The following is an 18,084-nucleotide window of genomic DNA, read 5'->3' as shown; positions in this document are numbered from 1 at the left end:
ACAACAAAATATCGTTAATGTGAGCGGAATGAAATTTTATTCATAGGCTTTAGTTTTTTCAATTATTTCCTGTAATCCCTTTGGCATAGCACTGATATCATTTATTACAAGATAGTCAGAGTTATTACCGTTTATGAAAAGATCTACATAAACACTATCATTGCCTGCGTGCCTCCAAATGGAATTGGAATTAATCCAGGTTGATGTGCTGTTTTCAAGAACAGCTTTTATCTCCTCTTTATCCGTTGTATCCCATCTGTCGTATACGTCGTCATTCTCGTCATAGCACTGAATACCAAGCGTATTTATGGCATCAATATCCACGATCCAATCTGTAGGTATGGAAATCTCCTCAAGAACTTTTCTGGCCCCGATAAAGGAAGGATAAAGATAAAAATTGCAAATCTCTAATCCATAGTAATAACTGCTCTTCGACAGGCCTATCACCATTGTAGGATAAGAATCTTCAAGTTCTTCAAAGGGCTGATTTTCTATATCGCTCTTAACAGCCTCCAAAAGCCTTGTTCTGTCCTCTCTTGCAATCTTCACTTCATGGCTGCCATTGATGTCATAGTATTTCACGGTATCAAAATCATCCTCGGAGATATCCATTATCTGGAATAAACCTTGCTTGAAATCAGAATCATCAAACAGAGCTTTTACACAGGTCTTATTGGCAGGATCACTTAAGTCTACTACAAAGCTCCTGTATATCTTCCTGCCATCTTTCATCTCCCACATAATATCGAAGGATCCATACAGTTCACCATCATTCCGAGCATTATCATATGCTTCACGATTGAAGATAAAGCTGTTATGGTACTTTTTGGCATGTTCCACTCCGGCGATAAGGAGTGGTTCTATTATCTCCATATTTGTGAGCTTCATGTTTTCAAATATATAGTTTTCAGGCATTACACTGTTTTCGCTATCATCCGAGTACTGTAAGCCGTTGTAAACATAATTCTGTTCAATAGCGTAAGTCTTTACCCTGTCAGCTCTTGGAATCCAGGTCTCATATCCAAGCGGATCAAATACGAAAATTATGACTATTAAACCGGTAACTACCGCTGATGCAATCAGTGATCCAAAATGAGACAGACATGCTTTAAAATCGAACTCATAAATTGTCTCAATGACGGCATGACTCAAAACAAGTCCGCAGATAATGCCAAATATCAGCATGCTGAATTTTTCACCTATGGACTTAAAGAACATCCCCGCATAAAGAGAAACCACAACAGTAATAGCACATTTTATGTAGGGCTTTGTCTTTTCAAATGCCATGGAGCTTCCTGCTGCTTCCAAGGGTCTTATCTTCATAAGTGCTCTGCAAATAATGTAAAAGATGATGCACAAAGCGATTATGATAAGAGTTTTTATAAATAATGCACTGTTAAACAGCATATAGTTTTTGCGATTAACATCTGAAAACAGCGCCAAATACATTGCAATGGGCGATGAATATTTTGCATAAGGCGGCTCCTGATTCCAATAATATGTCAGGAAAAATGCCTGTTTATAAACCTCGATGATGTACACTGTTGCAGGACCACCGACGAAGAATACAAAAATTGCCATAAATGCAACAACTATATGTCCGGTCATCACGCAGGCCAACGTACTTGTAAGGAAAATCAGCGTATATGTGGAAATTATAGTAACCATCAGCCCCAGGAGCTGTGGTAAAAACGATACCAAAAGATATCCTTTTGCTAAGCAATATATAATAACAAGCATATCAAAGATGATGTAGGGAACAGCAAAAATCCCAATACCGTTAAGGCAGACAGCCCCAAACAGCTTCTCTCTCTTTACCGGAAGTGCTCCGTAAAGGTCGCACATCTTTGAATCGAAAAGGTATCCATAGCCCTGAACAGCATTTATTATTGCAAGGCACACAACAAGAATTCCTATCTGCCATGACAGACCACCTGCCATTTCAAAGCATGCAAGCCTTACGTCTTCTATAACAGTTCTTCCTTCTGCAAGCCTTTGCTCATATCTCATAACCGCAAGATATGCATAAACAAGCTGTCCAAAGAAGTTACCTGCCAGGCAAAGAGCAATGGGCCACAGTCTTCTTTTTCTGTTCTCTGAGCATAAATCAGCAAATAATCTTTTTGATGTCATAGCCCTCTACCCCCGTTTCACTAATAAATATTTCCTCCAGAGAAAGAGGCAGCATCTCCATGAAAATAGGACTTTCTGCCCTAAGAGTCCTCTCTATATCATCCTCACTTCCCCTGATTGTAAGGACATAAAGCTTTCCTCTGTTCTCGCTTGTAATAACCTTAAGCTCTTCAAAGGTACGATTTCTGCTCTCATCATCTCTGAAAACACACTGAACCTTGTGAACATCAGCTCTTGCATCCTCGATATTCTTGGACAAAATAATTCCGCCCTTATGAAGAAGTCCTACTGTGTCGCAGATATCCTCAAGCTCTCTAAGGTTATGGGATGCAATTATCGGAGTAAAATCCCTGCTCTCCATATCTCCCGCAAAAAGGCTCTTTACAGCCTGTCTCATTACAGGATCAAGTCCGTCAAAGGTCTCATCGCAGTACAGATATCTGGTTTTGGCGCTAAGTCCAAGGATTACGCTGAGCTGTTTTTTCATACCCTTTGAAAAAGTATTTATCTTGCGCTTTTTCTCAAGGCCGAACTTATCCATGAGATCATTGAATCTGTTCATATCAAAGCTCTCATATATTTTCCCAAAGAAAACTGCCATATCTACCGGTGTGGTGTTTGCGAAAAATGCCACATCATCAGAGATATAGAAAAATTCCTTCTTAACCTCCGGATTCTCAAAGACCGGTCTTCCATCTATTGATATTGTCCCCCTGTCAGGCCTTAGTATTCCCGCAGCCATTCTAAGAAAAGTACTTTTTCCGGCGCCATTTGTTCCAATAAGTCCAAATACCTGACCGTCCTCAATTTTCAGATCGATACCACTTATCGCAAGTATGTCGCCAAAGCTTTTCGTCAAATTTGTAGCCTGTATCATCTGTTCCCCTTTCTTACTTTTCCTCATCCTTCTTCAGATGTTCCATCAGCTCTTTCTCAGTAATTCCAAGCTGAAGTGCTTTCTGCAATAGTTCATCAAATTCCTTCCAAAACTCACTTTTCATCTCCGGTATCACCTCCGATATTCCTGATGCAAATCTTCCTCTCCCCGCAACTGAATAGCACAGTCCCCTCTGTTCTAAATTGTCATACGCTTTCTGTATGGTGTTGGGGTTAATGGAAAGATCCATTGCAAGTGAGCGCACCGACGGCAACGCTTCATTTGCTTCAATGATGCCGCGCAATATTAGTTCAGACATCTTATCTGAAATCTGCTCGTATATCGGCCGCTTGTCCCTGAAATCAATTTCAATCAGCATCATTTCCTCCTGTTCCAACATCTGTATCTACTGTACTAATCCATCTAGTACACTTAGTATAATATTATAGGGTGCCGACTCTGTCAACACCCTAATATATTTAAATTTTTAATTTAGTCTTTAAATTTACGAAGTTCCGATACAGCAAGAGGTATTGTTATAAAGAGAGACAAAATATCCGCACATGCCTGAGTAATCTCAACTCCAAAAATTCCAAATATCTGAGGCAAGATAAGAATCAGCGGAATAAAGCAGATTCCGTTTCTGGCAGATGAAGTAATGGATGCCTTAACCCCCTTACCGATGGACTGAAGCATCATATTAGATATTACCAGCACTCCTCCAAAAACAAGAGTAGCCGACTGCCACCTGAGTGCCACTGAGCCTACTGCTATAACATCCGGATCATCACGAAAAATTCCTATTACAGAAGGTGCAAAAGCAAAGCATGCAGCACCTACTATTGCAAGGAATATTGTGGAATACTTAACGCAAAAGAAATATCCTTCTCTTACTCTCTTCTTTAGGCCTGCGCCATAGTTAAAGGAGCACACAGGCTGATACCCCTGGCCAAAGCCAATAAGAGCAGACATAAGCATCATCATAACTCGTGTTGTGATAGACATGCCGGCAATAGCAGCATCTCCGCCAAAATATCCTGCCATCTTGTTCATAAGAAGTGATGATACAGCAGCCATGCCCTGTCTAAATAGTGAAGGCGCACCGCCGTTGATGATTTCTTTTATGTAATGAGGATTGATTCGAATGTTTTTGAATGAAAGTCTGATGTTTTCACCCTTGCTTGAGCCTATAAGAAGCACAATAAAGCTTGTAACCTGGCCCATTACCGTAGCTATAGCTGCGCCCCTTACTCCCAGATGGAAAACAAAAATAAGCAGGGGATCAAGTGCCATGTTCATTACTGCACCGAACATTAAGCCAACCATGGCATACATGGCCGCTCCCTGGAATCTGAGCTGATTATTTATTACAAACTGACCTATCATGAAGGGTGCACCGATAAGAATTATTCTCATATAATTCTCGGTATCAACAAGAGTAGTCTCAGTTGCACCTATCATAAGGGAAAGCTCTTTTACATAGACATTACCTACGATTGCAATAATGACACCGATTATAAGTGCTATTGCAAATCCAGTGGAAGCCATCTCATTTGCTTCCTTATGCTCACCTGCTCCAAGCATTCTTGAAAGATAATTGCCTGAACCATGTCCGCAAAAGAAGCCTGTAGCCTGAATAAGCGCCATTATTGTGAAAACAAGACCAACAGCAGCTGTAGCCTGAGTTGATATTCTTCCCACAAAGAAAGTGTCTGCTGTATTGTATATCGCTGTTACCAGCATACTGATGATAGTGGGCACCGCCATAGTAAGAATGAGCTTCGGTATCGGTGTCTGTGTCATCATCTCGTATCTTTTATTATTTGCCTGCATTTAAAGTACTCCCCAATCTTTCTTAATACCCTCTCCCATAAGAAAAATCATAATTTCTGTCTGATACGCCGCTGTTTAAAGTTTTAAACTTAGGATTTTTCCTAAGGCTCAACCGAACAGCTTGCGCTTTCTGTCAATCATCTCATCGATCTTCTCGATGTAGAGCTTAACGTCCTTTACATTATCACAGCGCTCTATTCTGCCATCGCCGTAAACCCTCTTAGTAACCGTGCCTGCTCCCAGGGCAACTATGGACTGAACCTCTTCCATCATGAGAATATTGTAGATTCCGGCCTTTCCTTCCTCAGCGTAGCCGGTATTTTCAAGGTTACCGGAGATGTTCTTCTGGCGATACATGTAATAAGGAGTAAGTCCCATTTTGGCAGCACCTTCTCTTGCTATATCCATCATGGCACCGGTATCTCCCTCAAGGAAATATCCGTTAGTCCTTATATGTTCAGCAAGCTTTGAACCACGCTTTACAGAAAGGCTGTGAACCGTAAGATCATTCGGTCTTAACTTCCCGATTTCCTCCATGGTATGGCGTACGTCACTTTCCGTCTCGCCGGGAAGACCAAGGATGATATCCATATTGATGTTATCAAAGCCCTCTTCCCTTGCCATATTATAGGCATCTATGAACTGAGCAACGCTGTGGCATCTGCCTATTCTCTTAAGAGTATCATCACTCATGGTCTGAGGGTTAACGGATATTCTGTCTACTCCGCACTCCTTCATGGCACGCAGCTTTTCTCTAGTAATAGAATCGGGTCTTCCTGATTCCACAGTAAATTCGCTGCAATGTGACAGATCTACCTTATCCCTAAGATATCCGATAAGCCTTCTCATCTCATCAGGCTCGAGAGTTGTGGGCGTTCCGCCACCAATATAGACAGAGTTGAGCTTTTTACCTGCAAAAGCCTCAGCCACATAATCAATCTCTTTTTCAAGACATGACAGATAGGTGTCCACTGTCTTTTTCCATGCTGCAATGGGATAGGATGTAAATGAGCAATAAAGGCATGTGGTTGGACAAAAAGGGATTCCGATGTACAGACTGTAATTATCTTCAAAGTCTATGCTATCAAGAATCTTCTTCTCTCTGACTGCTATGTTATAAGCCAGGTCCATCTTCTCATCCGATACAAAAAAAGTGCCGCGCATATAATCGCGGATTTCCTTCTCGCTCTTATTTTCATATATCATCTGCATGGGAATTCTTGTGGGTCTTATACCAGTAAGAGAGCCCCAGGGCAGCGACCTTCCGGCCTTTTCACATAAGCCCTTATAAAGGAGCTGCTTAAGTGCATTCTTAGGTGTTGCAAGAGATGCTTCCGTGCCGTTGGTTGATGCTGAAGCATCGGCATTATCTCCTCTGTCACACTCTGTGCTTTCAGACTTATAGCTTCCATCTTCCTGAAGAAATGAAATATCGATATGTCCCTCATCTTCAAGTAAATCTATTCTTATATCAGGCGCATTATCAGTTTCATCTGTATTCTCTCTGGATTCAAGCTCCTCAGTGGTCAAAACCTGCACATCCTCTGCCGGATAAAAAGCCTTAACTAAAGAATGTATGTCATATTTAAATTTATCTTTATTCAAATTTACCAGTATCATTTGCTTAACCTTTATTCATATTGATTGTGAATTACATTGAAATGAGAACTATTCGTTCTTTTCGCAGCAATTAGTGCTCATATTTCTTTTAAAATTGCATCGATTTGATGTTTTTTTAATCTTCCGCAGCATTCCACGCTCATTATTACATCGACAAGATGCTCTCTTTTCACTTGCGCAGCATTCTCCACTTAGTTGTTACAGCGACTTGACACTTTTTTATCTATTCCGCTGTAATTTGTACTCATTCCATTCAATAAATTACAGCGACTTGATACTTTTATTCTTTCCCGCAGTAATTTAAGCTCACTCCATTCAATAAATTACAGCGGCTTGATTCTTTTAATTCTTTCCCGCTGTAATTCACTCTATTATCACTCAAAAAAATTCATCCATAATAGACCTAATAATCTGAGCGATGTTTAACCAGGAATCTTAGAGATCTTCCTGTTAACTGTTATAAAAACGAGTTGTACATTTTCTCGTCACCGATGGTAGTAAAACCGCCGTGCCCCGGATAAACTACAACATCATCCGGCAAAGTGAAAAGTTTTTCGTGGCAGGATCTCACCAGGGTACTCATGGAGCCTCCCGGGAAGTCAGTTCTTCCAACTGAGCCCTCAAAAAGCGTATCACCACTTATAAGAATCTTGTCATCCTCAAAATAAAAACAGCAGCTTCCTTCTGTATGTCCGGGAGTTGCTATGAGCTTGAACTGTAGCCCCGCTGCTTCGCAAAGAGCCCCATCCCTCAGAAACTCATCCGGCTTAACAGTAAGATTCATGCCATAGGCTGCAGATAAATTGTACTCGGTATCCTCACAGAGCCTCTTTTCCTTCTCGTATGCATAAACCTTGGCACCGGAAAGCTCAGCCAGCTCCTTCACTCCGCCTATATGGTCAAAGTGCGCATGAGTAAGATAGATGGCGTCCACCTTAAAGCCTCTGTCTGTCAAAGCTTCGTAGATTTTATCGCCATAATCCGCAGGATCAAAAAACACCACAGGAGTAGGATCGTCATATTTTACTCCCGGCTTGTGCTCTCTGCCATCCTCTTTATAAACAAAATAGCAGTTAGTCTGCACCATACCAAGGAGCATCGAACCAACTGCCGCTTTTCCTATCTCTTTATTATTCATTTGAATTCCTCGTAGTAACATATAACTCTTCGGAACCGCAGCAAAATCTTACTGCAATTCCGAAGCTATATCTTATTATCAAGTGTAATGTACCAGCAACATCAAAAGCATCAACCGGTGGTTCTCTCTATGTCGATAACACTTTCGATATTTCTGATCTTATCAACAATCTCAAGAAGCTCTTCTCTGCTTGCTACCTGGAATGCTGTTTCCATGGTTGCAAGTCCCTGCTTACTGGTGCGGGTATTCATAGAAATAATATCCACATTCTTCTCAGTAAGAGCCCTTGAAACATCAGCCAGAAGACCTGATCTGTTATTGGCAAATATGTTGATTGTCGCAACATATTTTTCTCCCGGAGCACGGGCTTCCCATCTGGCTTCAATAAGCCTTGTGCGGTCTTCCTTCTGCATGGCTGCAACATTCACGCAGTCTCTTCTGTGAATTGATACGCCGCGTCCTCTCGTAACAAATCCAACAATCGGATCGCCGGGAACAGGATTGCAGCACTTTGAAAAACGAACCGCAACGTCATGGATGCCTTTAACGATAATGGCATTTCCACTGCTTGAAACCCTGGGAGTTACACTGCTCTCTGCGACAGCAGCAAGAACCTCCTCATCGGTCATGTTCTTCTTGTTGTCTTTCTCATAAAGCTCTAAGAGCTTGTTAACAACCTGTCCTTCTTTTAATCCGCCGTGACCTACAGCAGCAAGAACAGCATCCCAGCTGTGGAAGCCGTATTTCCTGACTATAAGCTCCTGGTACTCGTTCTTCATTATGCTGTAAAGATCGATACCCTTTGCTCTGCAGTGTTCAAGAAGAAGTTCCTTACCTTTGTTGATGTTCTCTTCCTTGAACTCATTTCTAAACCACTGATTGATCTTATTCTTGGTAGACGTACTGCCAACAATACTGAGCCAGTCGCGGCTTGGTCCTTTGGAATTCTGGCTGGTAAGAATCTCAATTCTGTCACCGTTCTGAATTCTGTAATCGATAGGCACAAGCTTGCCGTTTACCTTAGCGCCGATCATCTTGTTACCTACAGCGCTGTGAATTGAATAGGCAAAATCAATTGGAGTCGATCCTGCCGGGAGATTCTTAACTTCACCGTTGGGAGTAAAGCAATATACATCCTCTGAAAACAGGTTAAGATCGCTCTTAAGAAGATTCATGAATTCCTGGTTGTCTGACATATCCTGTTGCCATTCAAGAATCTGTCTGAGCCATGTGAGCTTCTCTTCTTCCTGTCCTTCTGCATGCTTACCATCGGATGCTTCCTTATACTTCCAATGAGCTGCGATACCGTATTCAGCAGCACGATGCATGTCATAGGTTCTGATCTGAATCTCAAAAGGCTGTCCGGAAGTACCAATAAGTGTCGTATGAAGCGACTGATACATATTGGGCTTTGGCATTGCTATATAATCCTTAAACCTTCCGGGAATAGGCTTATACATCTCATGAATAACACCAAGTGCTGCATAGCAGTCCTTTACGGAATCTACTATTATTCTGACAGCGAAAAGATCATAGATCTGCTCTAAGGTCTTACCCTGATTATGCATCTTCTTGTAAATACTGAAAAAGTGCTTAACTCTTCCGTTTACTTCGCCCTTGATGCCTGCAGCATCTATGTGGCTTCTGACTTCCTTACAGATCTCCTCAACATATCTCTCGCGCTCAATCTTGCGCTGAGCAACTCTTTTAACCAGATCATAGTAAATGTCCGGCTCAAGATATTTAAGAGAAAGGTCATCCAGCTCGATCTTAATCTTGCTGATACCAAGTCGTCCTGCGATGGGCGAATAAATATCAAGAGTCTCCTGAGCAATTCTCTGCTGCTTCTCAGGAGGCATGTGCTTAAGCGTACGCATATTGTGGAGTCTGTCGGCAAGCTTAATCAGAATAACCCTGATATCCTTTGCCATTGCAAGGAACATCTTCCTGAGATTCTGTGCCTGCATCTCCATCTGATCCGGAGTCTTATTTACATAATCTCCTGACAGCTCAAGGAACTGCAGCTTGGTAACACCATCAACAAGAAGTGCAACATCGGCGCCAAACTGCTCCTCCACCTGCTCCTTGGTATAGATGGTATCCTCCACCACATCATGAAGGAGGCCTGCAGCAATTGTTTCCTTATCAAGCTCGAGGTCTGCAAGAATAATGGAAACGCAAAGCGGGTGAATAATATAAGGCTCACCCGACTTGCGTCTCTGCTCCTTGTGAGCTTCGTACGCTGCCTGATAAGCCTTCTCAATAAGCGTAATATCATCGGATGGGTGGTATCTGCGGACGCGACTAATAAGCCCTTCATAGAGGGCTTCCGGTGATTGGAACTCATCTATCGCTTCTATTTTTCCATCATCGAAATCAGTCTGTCCCATCTTCCATACCATCCTAAAGTAAAAATTCAAAAGTTAATAAGCCGGTACTAAAACAGATATCCTAACCGGTAAAATTATTTTCCTTCGTAAGCAAGTGCAGAATAAAGCTTGTAATCGCCAAGAGCTGCTCTGCCGTTAAGTCCCTTAAGCTCCATGAGCACAAGAACACCTGCAACCTCGCCGCCAAGTCTCTCGATCATCTTGATCATAGCCTTAATAGTACCACCTGTTGCAATAAGGTCATCAACGATGATTACCTTCTGACCGGGCTTAATGGAATCCTTGTGCATCTCAAGTGTAGCTGTACCATACTCGAGCTCATAATCCTCAGAAATGGTCTCGCAAGGAAGCTTACCCTTTTTGCGGATCATTACAAAGCCCTTCTTAAGGTTGTAAGCAAGAGCTGTACCAAAAATAAAACCTCTGGACTCTGCACCTACAACAACGTCGAAATCAACATCCTTTACAAGATTCTGCATCTCATCTATAGCAAGCTGAAGTCCGTCAGGATCCTGTACCACTGTTGTGATGTCACGGAACATGATGCCCGGTTCCGGGAAATCAGGTATAGTTCTTACATAATCGTCTAATGTTTTCATTATTTATTACCTCTTCTAAAAAACACTGATAGATATAGTTTTATGGTAGTGTTTCAATTAACCTTATAATTATAACACAATTTTACGCAATTAACCAAAAAAGCGCCACAAAAATGGCGCTTTTTGAAACTCATTCAAAAATACAGGCTTATTCAAGGTTAAATGTGATGGTATCTCCTCCGAGAGTACCGATAAGCCCCAGTGTATCCACAGTTTTTACCTTGTCCTGATTCATCTGTTTGATAAGAACCATGTTCTGTTTAGCTCCTGCAGGAATGGTTCCCGCAAAGCTGCTGAGGTCATCATCAAGCATTGTCACATTGGTATATCCCACGTTTGTTCCGTTGAGAATTACCTGAAAATGAGGATTAGCCTTGACCATATCCACAGTGACATCCATTCCGCTGGTATTTATAAGCTTAAAATTCAAGACAAGAAGCTTATTTCCCTTTGTGGCTGTAATTGAGAAAACATCATTCTCATCTGCGTAAGAACCTACGACACTGTAGCCTGAATATGTAAGGAAAATACCCTTGGATATCTCCTGCCTCATTCCATCAACAGTTTCATCGGTCTCAGTAGTAAGAGATTCTCCCTCAGAGGAATCGTCTGTAGGAAGTGTTTCTTCAGTGGGCTGATCCGCAAGAGATTCCAAATCCTCTAAAGAAGCATCAGGAACACTTTCTTCCGTGGATGCACTATCTGATGCATCAGTTTCTTCGCTTGAATCTGCTTCATCGGAAGCATCGGCGCTATCCGCTTCGTCTGAATTCTCAGCGCCTTCAACGCCTTCTTTTAACTGATCCTCATATTGATCCAAAAGCTCATCAACATTATCGTCTTCGCTACCATCTTCAGATGATATATCAACCTTCACATCTCCGTCTTCGGTTTCAGGCTCTGTAATATCATCTGCCTGAGCAACCAGTTCTTCATCTTCAGAGAGTTCTTCTGCACCTTCGCCTGCATCTTCTACTGTTCCATCACCTATGTTCTCGGCCAGCTGAGCATCTCTCTCCGCCTTGGCAGCTTCACGTTCCTCTTTTTCTATCTGGTGCTGCATCTCCAAAGCGCTTATGGATGATAATCTCTCAACACCATTATTGGAGTACTTCATCAAAAGACCAACAGCATACTGTACCGTCTGGTTATACTCTTCCTCTGTCATCTCGGGAAAAGTAGAACCGCAGCCTGTAAGAAGCAGTGAAGCTATGCACCCCGCAGCTATTATTTTCATAAAACCTTTTTTACTCATAAACTGCCCCCTGTTATAGTTCTAAATGAGTTAAACGGTTTCAAGTTCAAACCAAAATTCCACTCCGTTATCATAATTCCTTACACCATACTCCTGGTGCATGGATTCCATGATCGCCTTGACTATTGAAAGGCCAACACCGCTACCGCCATATTCGCGGGTTCTTGCCTTATCAACCTTGTAAAACTTTTCCCAAATATGTTCTATGCTGTCTTCAGGAATAGGCTCTCCTGTATTGAATACAGATATTCTCACCTTTCCTTCCAGTTGCTCCAGCTTTATCTCGATAATGCCTTCTCCATCAAGGTGATTGAGGGCATTACTGTAATAATTCATGATTACTTCTTCAGTCTTAAATGCATCTGCCCAGACATACAGCGGAGTATAATCTGCCATTCTGACAGTGGCATTTTTCTGCTTCGTTAATATTTCGGCAGATTTTACATAATTCTTTAGTACCTGAACTATATCAAAGCGCTCCATTTTCACTACATCATTTCCAAATTCCAGCTGATTAAGTGTGAGGAGCTTTTTTACCAGGGTATCCATCTTGGAGGCTTCATCCTTGATAACATCACAGTAAAACTTCATGCTCTCGGGATCATCTATAACGCCTTCATCAAGGCCTTCCGCATACCCCTGTATAAGGGCAATAGGAGTCTTAAGCTCGTGAGATACATTTGATAAAAACTCTCTTCGCATCTCATCTATTTCTTCCTTGCGGGCTATGTCCTGCTTTAGTTCGTTATTGGCAGTCTTAAGCTCTTTTATTGTAGTTTCAAGGGTCTCAGAAAGCTCATTTATATTATCTCCAAGAATATCCAGCTCGTTTTTGTTCTTTTCCTTGGAGTGATATTTAGCCTCAAAATTGAGATCCTTCATTTCGCTGGAAATATCACTAAGCTGCAGTATGGGCCTTGTAATTTTATTAGTCAGATAGATGAGCAGCACAGAACCTATGATAATTGCAGAGATTCCCACAAAGGTCATGAATCTGTTGAAAATTCCGATACTCTCTCTGATTCCGGCCAAAGCACATCTAACCATTACGATATATCCGGAATCTATGACTCCCCAGATTTCAAGATACTCGGAATTAGTTCTGCTATCCATCTCAATCTGAACCGTATAGGTATCGGTTTTCTCCAAAATATCCCTTTGTGATGGCACCTTTCTTCTCATGGTATCACCAATGAGATTCTCCCAGAGAACAGAAGCCATATAATCCGCATCGCTTGAAGATGATTTTATCATCTGAGAATCTGCATCCAGAATGATCAGCTCAATTCCGTATCTGTCGCAGATCTGCTGAAGCTCGATGTCATACTCTTCCGTGGTAAAGCTTCCGTCATCAGAGGCATCATCAATGTTACTGTAGGCCTGTTTTACAACCCTAAGCTGATGGCTTAAATATACCCTCTCCAAAAATGCCTTATTTATCACAAGACACATAAAGATCATCCCTGCCATAACAAGGATAAATAATATGCTAAACTCAAGGCGCAGAGATCTGCGTACCTTCTTCTCACTTGCGTTTTTACTCATAACTGAATTACATAGCTTTCCTTATACTTTCTGTTAGTATAATCTTACCACTTACATAAGCCCTTTTTCAGTTTTTTCACAATAAATTCACTATTTATCAGTAATTTTTATACTTCTGCTTTTCAAAAAACTCATCTATGTTGGCAATAAGCTCAGCCGGAGGCATGGTTTTTAAGAGATACTTCTCAGGCTTTAGTGCAAGTACATTCATAACGCTTTCCTTATCGCCCTTGACCGTCAAAAACATTACTGGAATGCTGCTTGTTGCAGTTTCGCTCCTAAGCATTTCAAGAACCTGGGGCCCCGTTGTAACAGGCATTTCATAATCAAGAAGTATCAGATCAACCTTATTTTTAGCAAGAAAAGTAATGGCATTCATTCCGGAATTCACCATGAAAACCTGATATTTCTCAGAGAGCCAGCTTTTTATAGTCCTAAGCATTGTGCCATCATCATCAACTACGAGGATCCTCTTTTTCTGAAGTCTTACTTCTTCCTGCTCGACAACTGACATCATCTGTCTGCCAAGTTCTTTGACATTAACCGGTCTCTCAAAAACCGCAGCAAGACGATCTCTTGAAACCTTCGCCAATATTTTTTCTATCTCATCGGATGAGCCAATGACGCTTACTGAAATATCATCCTCTACAGTCTTATCCTTCAGATATACGAAAAATTCAAGCATATCATCCACATTTTCAATATAAATGAGATACACCGAAGGCTTATCTTCCATTCGTTCTATCTGCGTGACATCGGGAATAGCTCTTATTACTTCAAAACCGCACTCCTTTAGCTCATTCGCTATAGAAGTAACCATGAAGCTTTTTTCACTACCAATAAGTAATACTCTTTTTTCCATATTCTGCCCTCATATTTAGTAAACTCAGAGAATCTCCAATAGTGCATCCCTGTCTACAGCAGCCATCAGCTGCTTCACTTTACCAAATTTATCCTGCAAAGAAGCAGGTATACTGTAGCCTTCAAGCATCTTCATTATGCCATCTGCTGTATCAAAATCATAAGCTTCCAAAAGCTCTTTCATATCAGAAAAGGCATTTCCCAGTTCTTCTTCCGGAATCTCGGGAAGATCCTTATTTTCATCAGTCTGCACTGCAGGCGCAAGTTTATCCTTATAGCTCCTGTATAGAACCAGTAATTCTCCGCTCTTATTCTCTATCTCTGACTGATTTTCATCATTGCCGCATTGTTCGAGGTATGCCGCTTTTTCTGACAAACCCATAGCCCCGATCAGTCTTGCTGAGCTTTTAAGAGCATGTACTGCTACAGTGAAGTTCCTATAATCCTTTGATTCTGCAAAGTTTTCAATGTCCGATGCTTTCGAATCGATAGCCAGGTAAAACTCATGGATCACATCTGTAAGGATATCAAGACTTCCACAGTTTTTAATTGCCTGCTCATAATCAACGCCCTCAAGTTTATTGTACAGGTTTTCGCACTGATCTTCCTCTTCTTTATTTTCTTCTCCTGTCTTGACTGACGCTTCATCCGGAATGGCATCAAAACCCTCATCACCCGGATGAAGAACTTTCTCCTCCGGTAGATAATGCTCAAGCATTTCTTCTAAAATTATGCCGTCCACCGGTTTTGATAAATAATCATCAAATCCTGCCTTCAGATATTCTTCCTTTGCGCCTTCTCCCGCATTGGCTGTTAGTGCTATACACGGAACACCAAGGTTTTGATTTTGGTCCAGCTCCTTCATGGCGGCAAGAGTTTCTATTCCATCCATGCCGGGCATTCTGTGGTCTATAAAAATGGCATCATATTTTCTTACCTTTACTTTTTCTAAAGTTTCAGGTCCACTCTCTGCCGTATCAATCTGAATCAGTGTAGCCTTTAACAATCCCTTAACTACAGTAAGATTCATGGGCGTATCATCCACAACTAAAATTGCTCCATCAGGTGCCTTGAATCTTTCATGATATTTTTCAAGGCTCTGAAGATACTCTTTATACTTCTTTTTAAAATCGCCAATTTCTTCCCAGGATACAACCTCCTGTTTTACCTCGAATGAAAAATCAGAACCTTCTCCATATACGCTCTTTACCTCAAGTCTTGAATCCATAAGTGCAAGGAGCTTTTTGACAATACTCATACCAAGTCCTGTGCCCTCTATGGATCTGTTTCTGGTCTCCTCTATCCTCTCAAAAGGTGAATAAAGCTTGTTTATATCTTCTTCCTTAATGCCGATGCCGGTGTCCTTTACTCTAAAGCCCAGCATAATATTGATATCATCTACTTTTCTATAGCCAACTTCCAACGTCACGGTTCCTTCTTCCGTGTACTTAACAGCATTTGAAAGGATGTTAGTAACGCACTGCTTAATTCGTATCTCATCACCAATTAGCTGCGTAGGGAGCGTCTCATCAATATTCAGCTCAAGCTTAAGGCCCTTATCCTTAGCCTTTACATCCACCATATTTATCAGGTCATTTATGGTTGATCCCAGATGATACTGCACAGGAAGTATATCCATTTTTCCAGCTTCTATTTTGGAAAAATCAAGGATGTCATTGACTATACCCAGAAGCGAATTGCCTGCACTTTTCACATTGCTTGCATATTCTAAGATCTGATCATCCGAGGCTTCTCTAAGAATCATCTCATTCATTCCAAGAACTGCATTTATAGGAGTTCTTATCTCATGTGACATGTTTGATAGGAAAGAAGATTTTGCTTCACTGGCCTTTTGAGCAACTTCAAGTTCCTTCTCAAGCTCCTGCTCCTCCTTGATTCTGCCGATATAATCTTCAACAGAGTGCACGGTAGTCTTCATGGATTCATGCAGAATCTTTATCTCATCCCTTGAACCTACGATTATCTTGTCAACCTTATGTCCAACTTCCAGCTTCATGTCATCATCTGCATTGGCATATTCAAGCAAAAAATCCGACATGTTTCCAATAGGTCCACCAATAGTTACCTTAGTGAAAAAATTGGCAAAGGCCGCCATAGGTACCCCGACGCAGAGCATAAGAAGAATCATCTTTATATCAAAACCAAGAGCCACATAATCAAAGGTATAGTCCATATCCTGAATTTCAGACAGGAGCTTTTCTCTCTGATAGACTAATGTGCCTTTTCCTTCATTATCATTTGATTCAGCATCATCACCTGTTTCGACATCATTTATATCTGTGCCGGTACCGGTTTCTTCTGAAGCTTCATCGTCCAGAAGTGACTGCTCAATTGCTTCATTCCTCTTCATTCCTCCAACGAACATATCTTTAAGATCCGGGAACAAAACCATCATATAAACAGCAACCGCCAGACCAAGAACAAGCTCTACCGCTATCACAATAGTGGATATCTTTACACTCAGTCTGGTTTTCCTAAGATTTTTCTGAAGTTCCTTATTTTCCTTAAAGGCCGTGGTATAAGAAACGCCTATAGGAAATATGATCTTAAATATATCAGGGAGTTTTCCAAAAAGAAAATAACAAAAGACAGCGACAAACAGAATTGTCACCATATCTCGTGTGAAATAATCAATTATATTACCGATGTTTTCAAAATTATACTCGTTAGTCTTTATTACAGAAAGACACGCAAACTCAGCAAGTGAAGTGGCGCACAAAGTGCATAATGCCGCCACAATGGTCTTTTTTACTTTAGCAAAGAAACCGTACTGGGCAAAAAGCGCAAAGCATAAGGTCGCCACCAGATAAATTGCCATATTGTAGGCTCCGGTTGGTGACAACACAAGAGTCGTGACAAATGACATGACAAAGGAAATCATACCAATAAAATATCCGTACAATGCCCCTACCATAACGTACGGAAAAAGAGAAAATGTCAGATAAATATTCCCGTCCCTTGAAAACATGAAGGATTCAGAATTAACAGAGGCCTGAACACACAGAGTTGTCAGTCCTGCCCATACTAAAACTGATAAGACATTGCAAATAACTCGCAGTTTCTTCGTATTTTTCTCCATAATACCTCACCGGGAAGCAGTACCTTCAATAATAAAACATAGTTATTTACTTCTATCACACTTCGAATTTATACCCCATACCCCAGATAGTCTTTATGAGATCGCCCTTTTCTCCCATTTTTCCGCGAAGCTTTTTCACATGGGTATCAATAGTTCTTGCATCCCCAAAGTAATCATAATTCCATACGTTATTAAGTATTTTTTCTCTTGATAATGCGATACCTTTGTTCTCGATAAAATATGTGAGAAGCTCAAATTCCTTGAAGCTGAGCTCTATCTCTTTTCCATCGATCTGAACGCTGTGTGCTGCCTTATTTATAACAATTCCGCCTGCCTCAATGATGTCCTCACTGGTAACCTGCGTGGTTCTTCTAAGAATCGCATCAACTCTGGCAACAAGGATCTTGGGACTGAAGGGCTTAGCGATATACTCATCTACACCAAGCTCAAATCCCTGAAGCTCATCCCTCTCTTCAGTTCTGGCGGTAAGCATGATGATCGGCACCTTGGAATATGCCCTTACCTCGCGGCAAACCTGCCATCCATCCATTTTAGGCATCATTACATCAAGGATAATAAGAGCTATGCCATTCTGATCCTCAAAAAATATATCAAGAGCCCTCTGGCCATCCTCTGCCTCAATTACATCGAAATTGCTTTTAACAAGAAAGTCCTTAACAAGCTTTCTCATTCTGGCTTCATCATCTACAACCAATATCTTTAATTTATCCAT

Annotated in this window: 13 protein-coding genes; all 13 read right to left on the bottom strand. The window is 41.2% G+C overall.

Annotated elements, in window-relative coordinates; translation table 11 throughout:
• Positions 1-36: 36 nt before the first annotated feature.
• Positions 37-2,133, bottom strand: coding sequence for a DUF6449 domain-containing protein (locus G610_RS0107300; protein WP_026524264.1), 2,097 nt, complete (start codon positions 2,131-2,133; stop codon positions 37-39).
• Complete coding sequence (locus G610_RS0107295; protein ID WP_026524263.1) at positions 2,108-3,010, bottom strand: ABC transporter ATP-binding protein; 903 nt, start codon at positions 3,008-3,010, stop codon at positions 2,108-2,110. Before G610_RS0107295 ends, G610_RS0107300 begins: the two co-directional genes overlap by 26 nt.
• Before the next feature lie 13 nt (positions 3,011-3,023).
• Positions 3,024-3,389, bottom strand: coding sequence for a GntR family transcriptional regulator (locus G610_RS0107290; RefSeq protein ID WP_242829624.1), 366 nt, complete (start codon positions 3,387-3,389; stop codon positions 3,024-3,026).
• A 113-nt stretch (positions 3,390-3,502) separates the two neighbouring features.
• Positions 3,503-4,843 (bottom strand): MATE family efflux transporter, encoded by a 1,341-nt coding sequence (locus G610_RS0107285; protein ID WP_026494437.1) that lies wholly within the window; start codon positions 4,841-4,843, stop codon positions 3,503-3,505.
• A gap of 108 nt (positions 4,844-4,951) precedes the next feature.
• Positions 4,952-6,463, bottom strand: a complete 1,512-nt coding sequence (gene hemZ, locus G610_RS0107280) for a coproporphyrinogen dehydrogenase HemZ (RefSeq protein WP_026524261.1) — start codon at positions 6,461-6,463, stop codon at positions 4,952-4,954.
• Positions 6,464-6,920: 457 nt separating this feature from the next.
• The gene (locus G610_RS0107275; RefSeq protein WP_051197810.1) at positions 6,921-7,601 is read right to left on the bottom strand and encodes an MBL fold metallo-hydrolase; all 681 of its coding nucleotides are present in this window, start codon (positions 7,599-7,601) and stop codon (positions 6,921-6,923) included.
• Positions 7,602-7,711: 110 nt separating this feature from the next.
• Positions 7,712-9,991: a RelA/SpoT family protein gene (locus G610_RS0107270; protein ID WP_026524259.1), complete on the bottom strand. Its 2,280-nt coding sequence runs from the start codon at positions 9,989-9,991 to the stop codon at positions 7,712-7,714.
• A 74-nt stretch (positions 9,992-10,065) separates the two neighbouring features.
• Positions 10,066-10,590, bottom strand: coding sequence for an adenine phosphoribosyltransferase (locus G610_RS0107265; protein WP_026524258.1), 525 nt, complete (start codon positions 10,588-10,590; stop codon positions 10,066-10,068).
• A gap of 148 nt (positions 10,591-10,738) precedes the next feature.
• The gene (locus tag G610_RS0107260) at positions 10,739-11,845 is read right to left on the bottom strand and encodes a hypothetical protein (protein ID WP_026524257.1); all 1,107 of its coding nucleotides are present in this window, start codon (positions 11,843-11,845) and stop codon (positions 10,739-10,741) included.
• Positions 11,846-11,875: 30 nt separating this feature from the next.
• Complete coding sequence (locus G610_RS0107255; protein WP_026524256.1) at positions 11,876-13,390, bottom strand: sensor histidine kinase; 1,515 nt, start codon at positions 13,388-13,390, stop codon at positions 11,876-11,878.
• A gap of 97 nt (positions 13,391-13,487) precedes the next feature.
• Entirely contained in the window at positions 13,488-14,252 is a 765-nt protein-coding gene (locus G610_RS0107250; protein ID WP_026524255.1) for a response regulator, read from the bottom strand.
• Positions 14,253-14,276: 24 nt separating this feature from the next.
• On the bottom strand, positions 14,277-17,351 hold the full coding sequence (locus tag G610_RS22075) for an ATP-binding protein (RefSeq protein ID WP_051197808.1): 3,075 nt from the start codon (positions 17,349-17,351) through the stop codon (positions 14,277-14,279).
• A 55-nt stretch (positions 17,352-17,406) separates the two neighbouring features.
• Complete coding sequence (locus tag G610_RS0107240; RefSeq protein WP_026524254.1) at positions 17,407-18,084, bottom strand: response regulator transcription factor; 678 nt, start codon at positions 18,082-18,084, stop codon at positions 17,407-17,409.

This window comes from Butyrivibrio sp. MB2005, from assembly GCF_000424285.1.
Lineage (GTDB): Bacteria > Bacillota > Clostridia > Lachnospirales > Lachnospiraceae > Butyrivibrio.
Note: the sequence above shows the minus strand (reverse complement) of the source record. Positions and strands in the feature narration are given on the sequence as shown.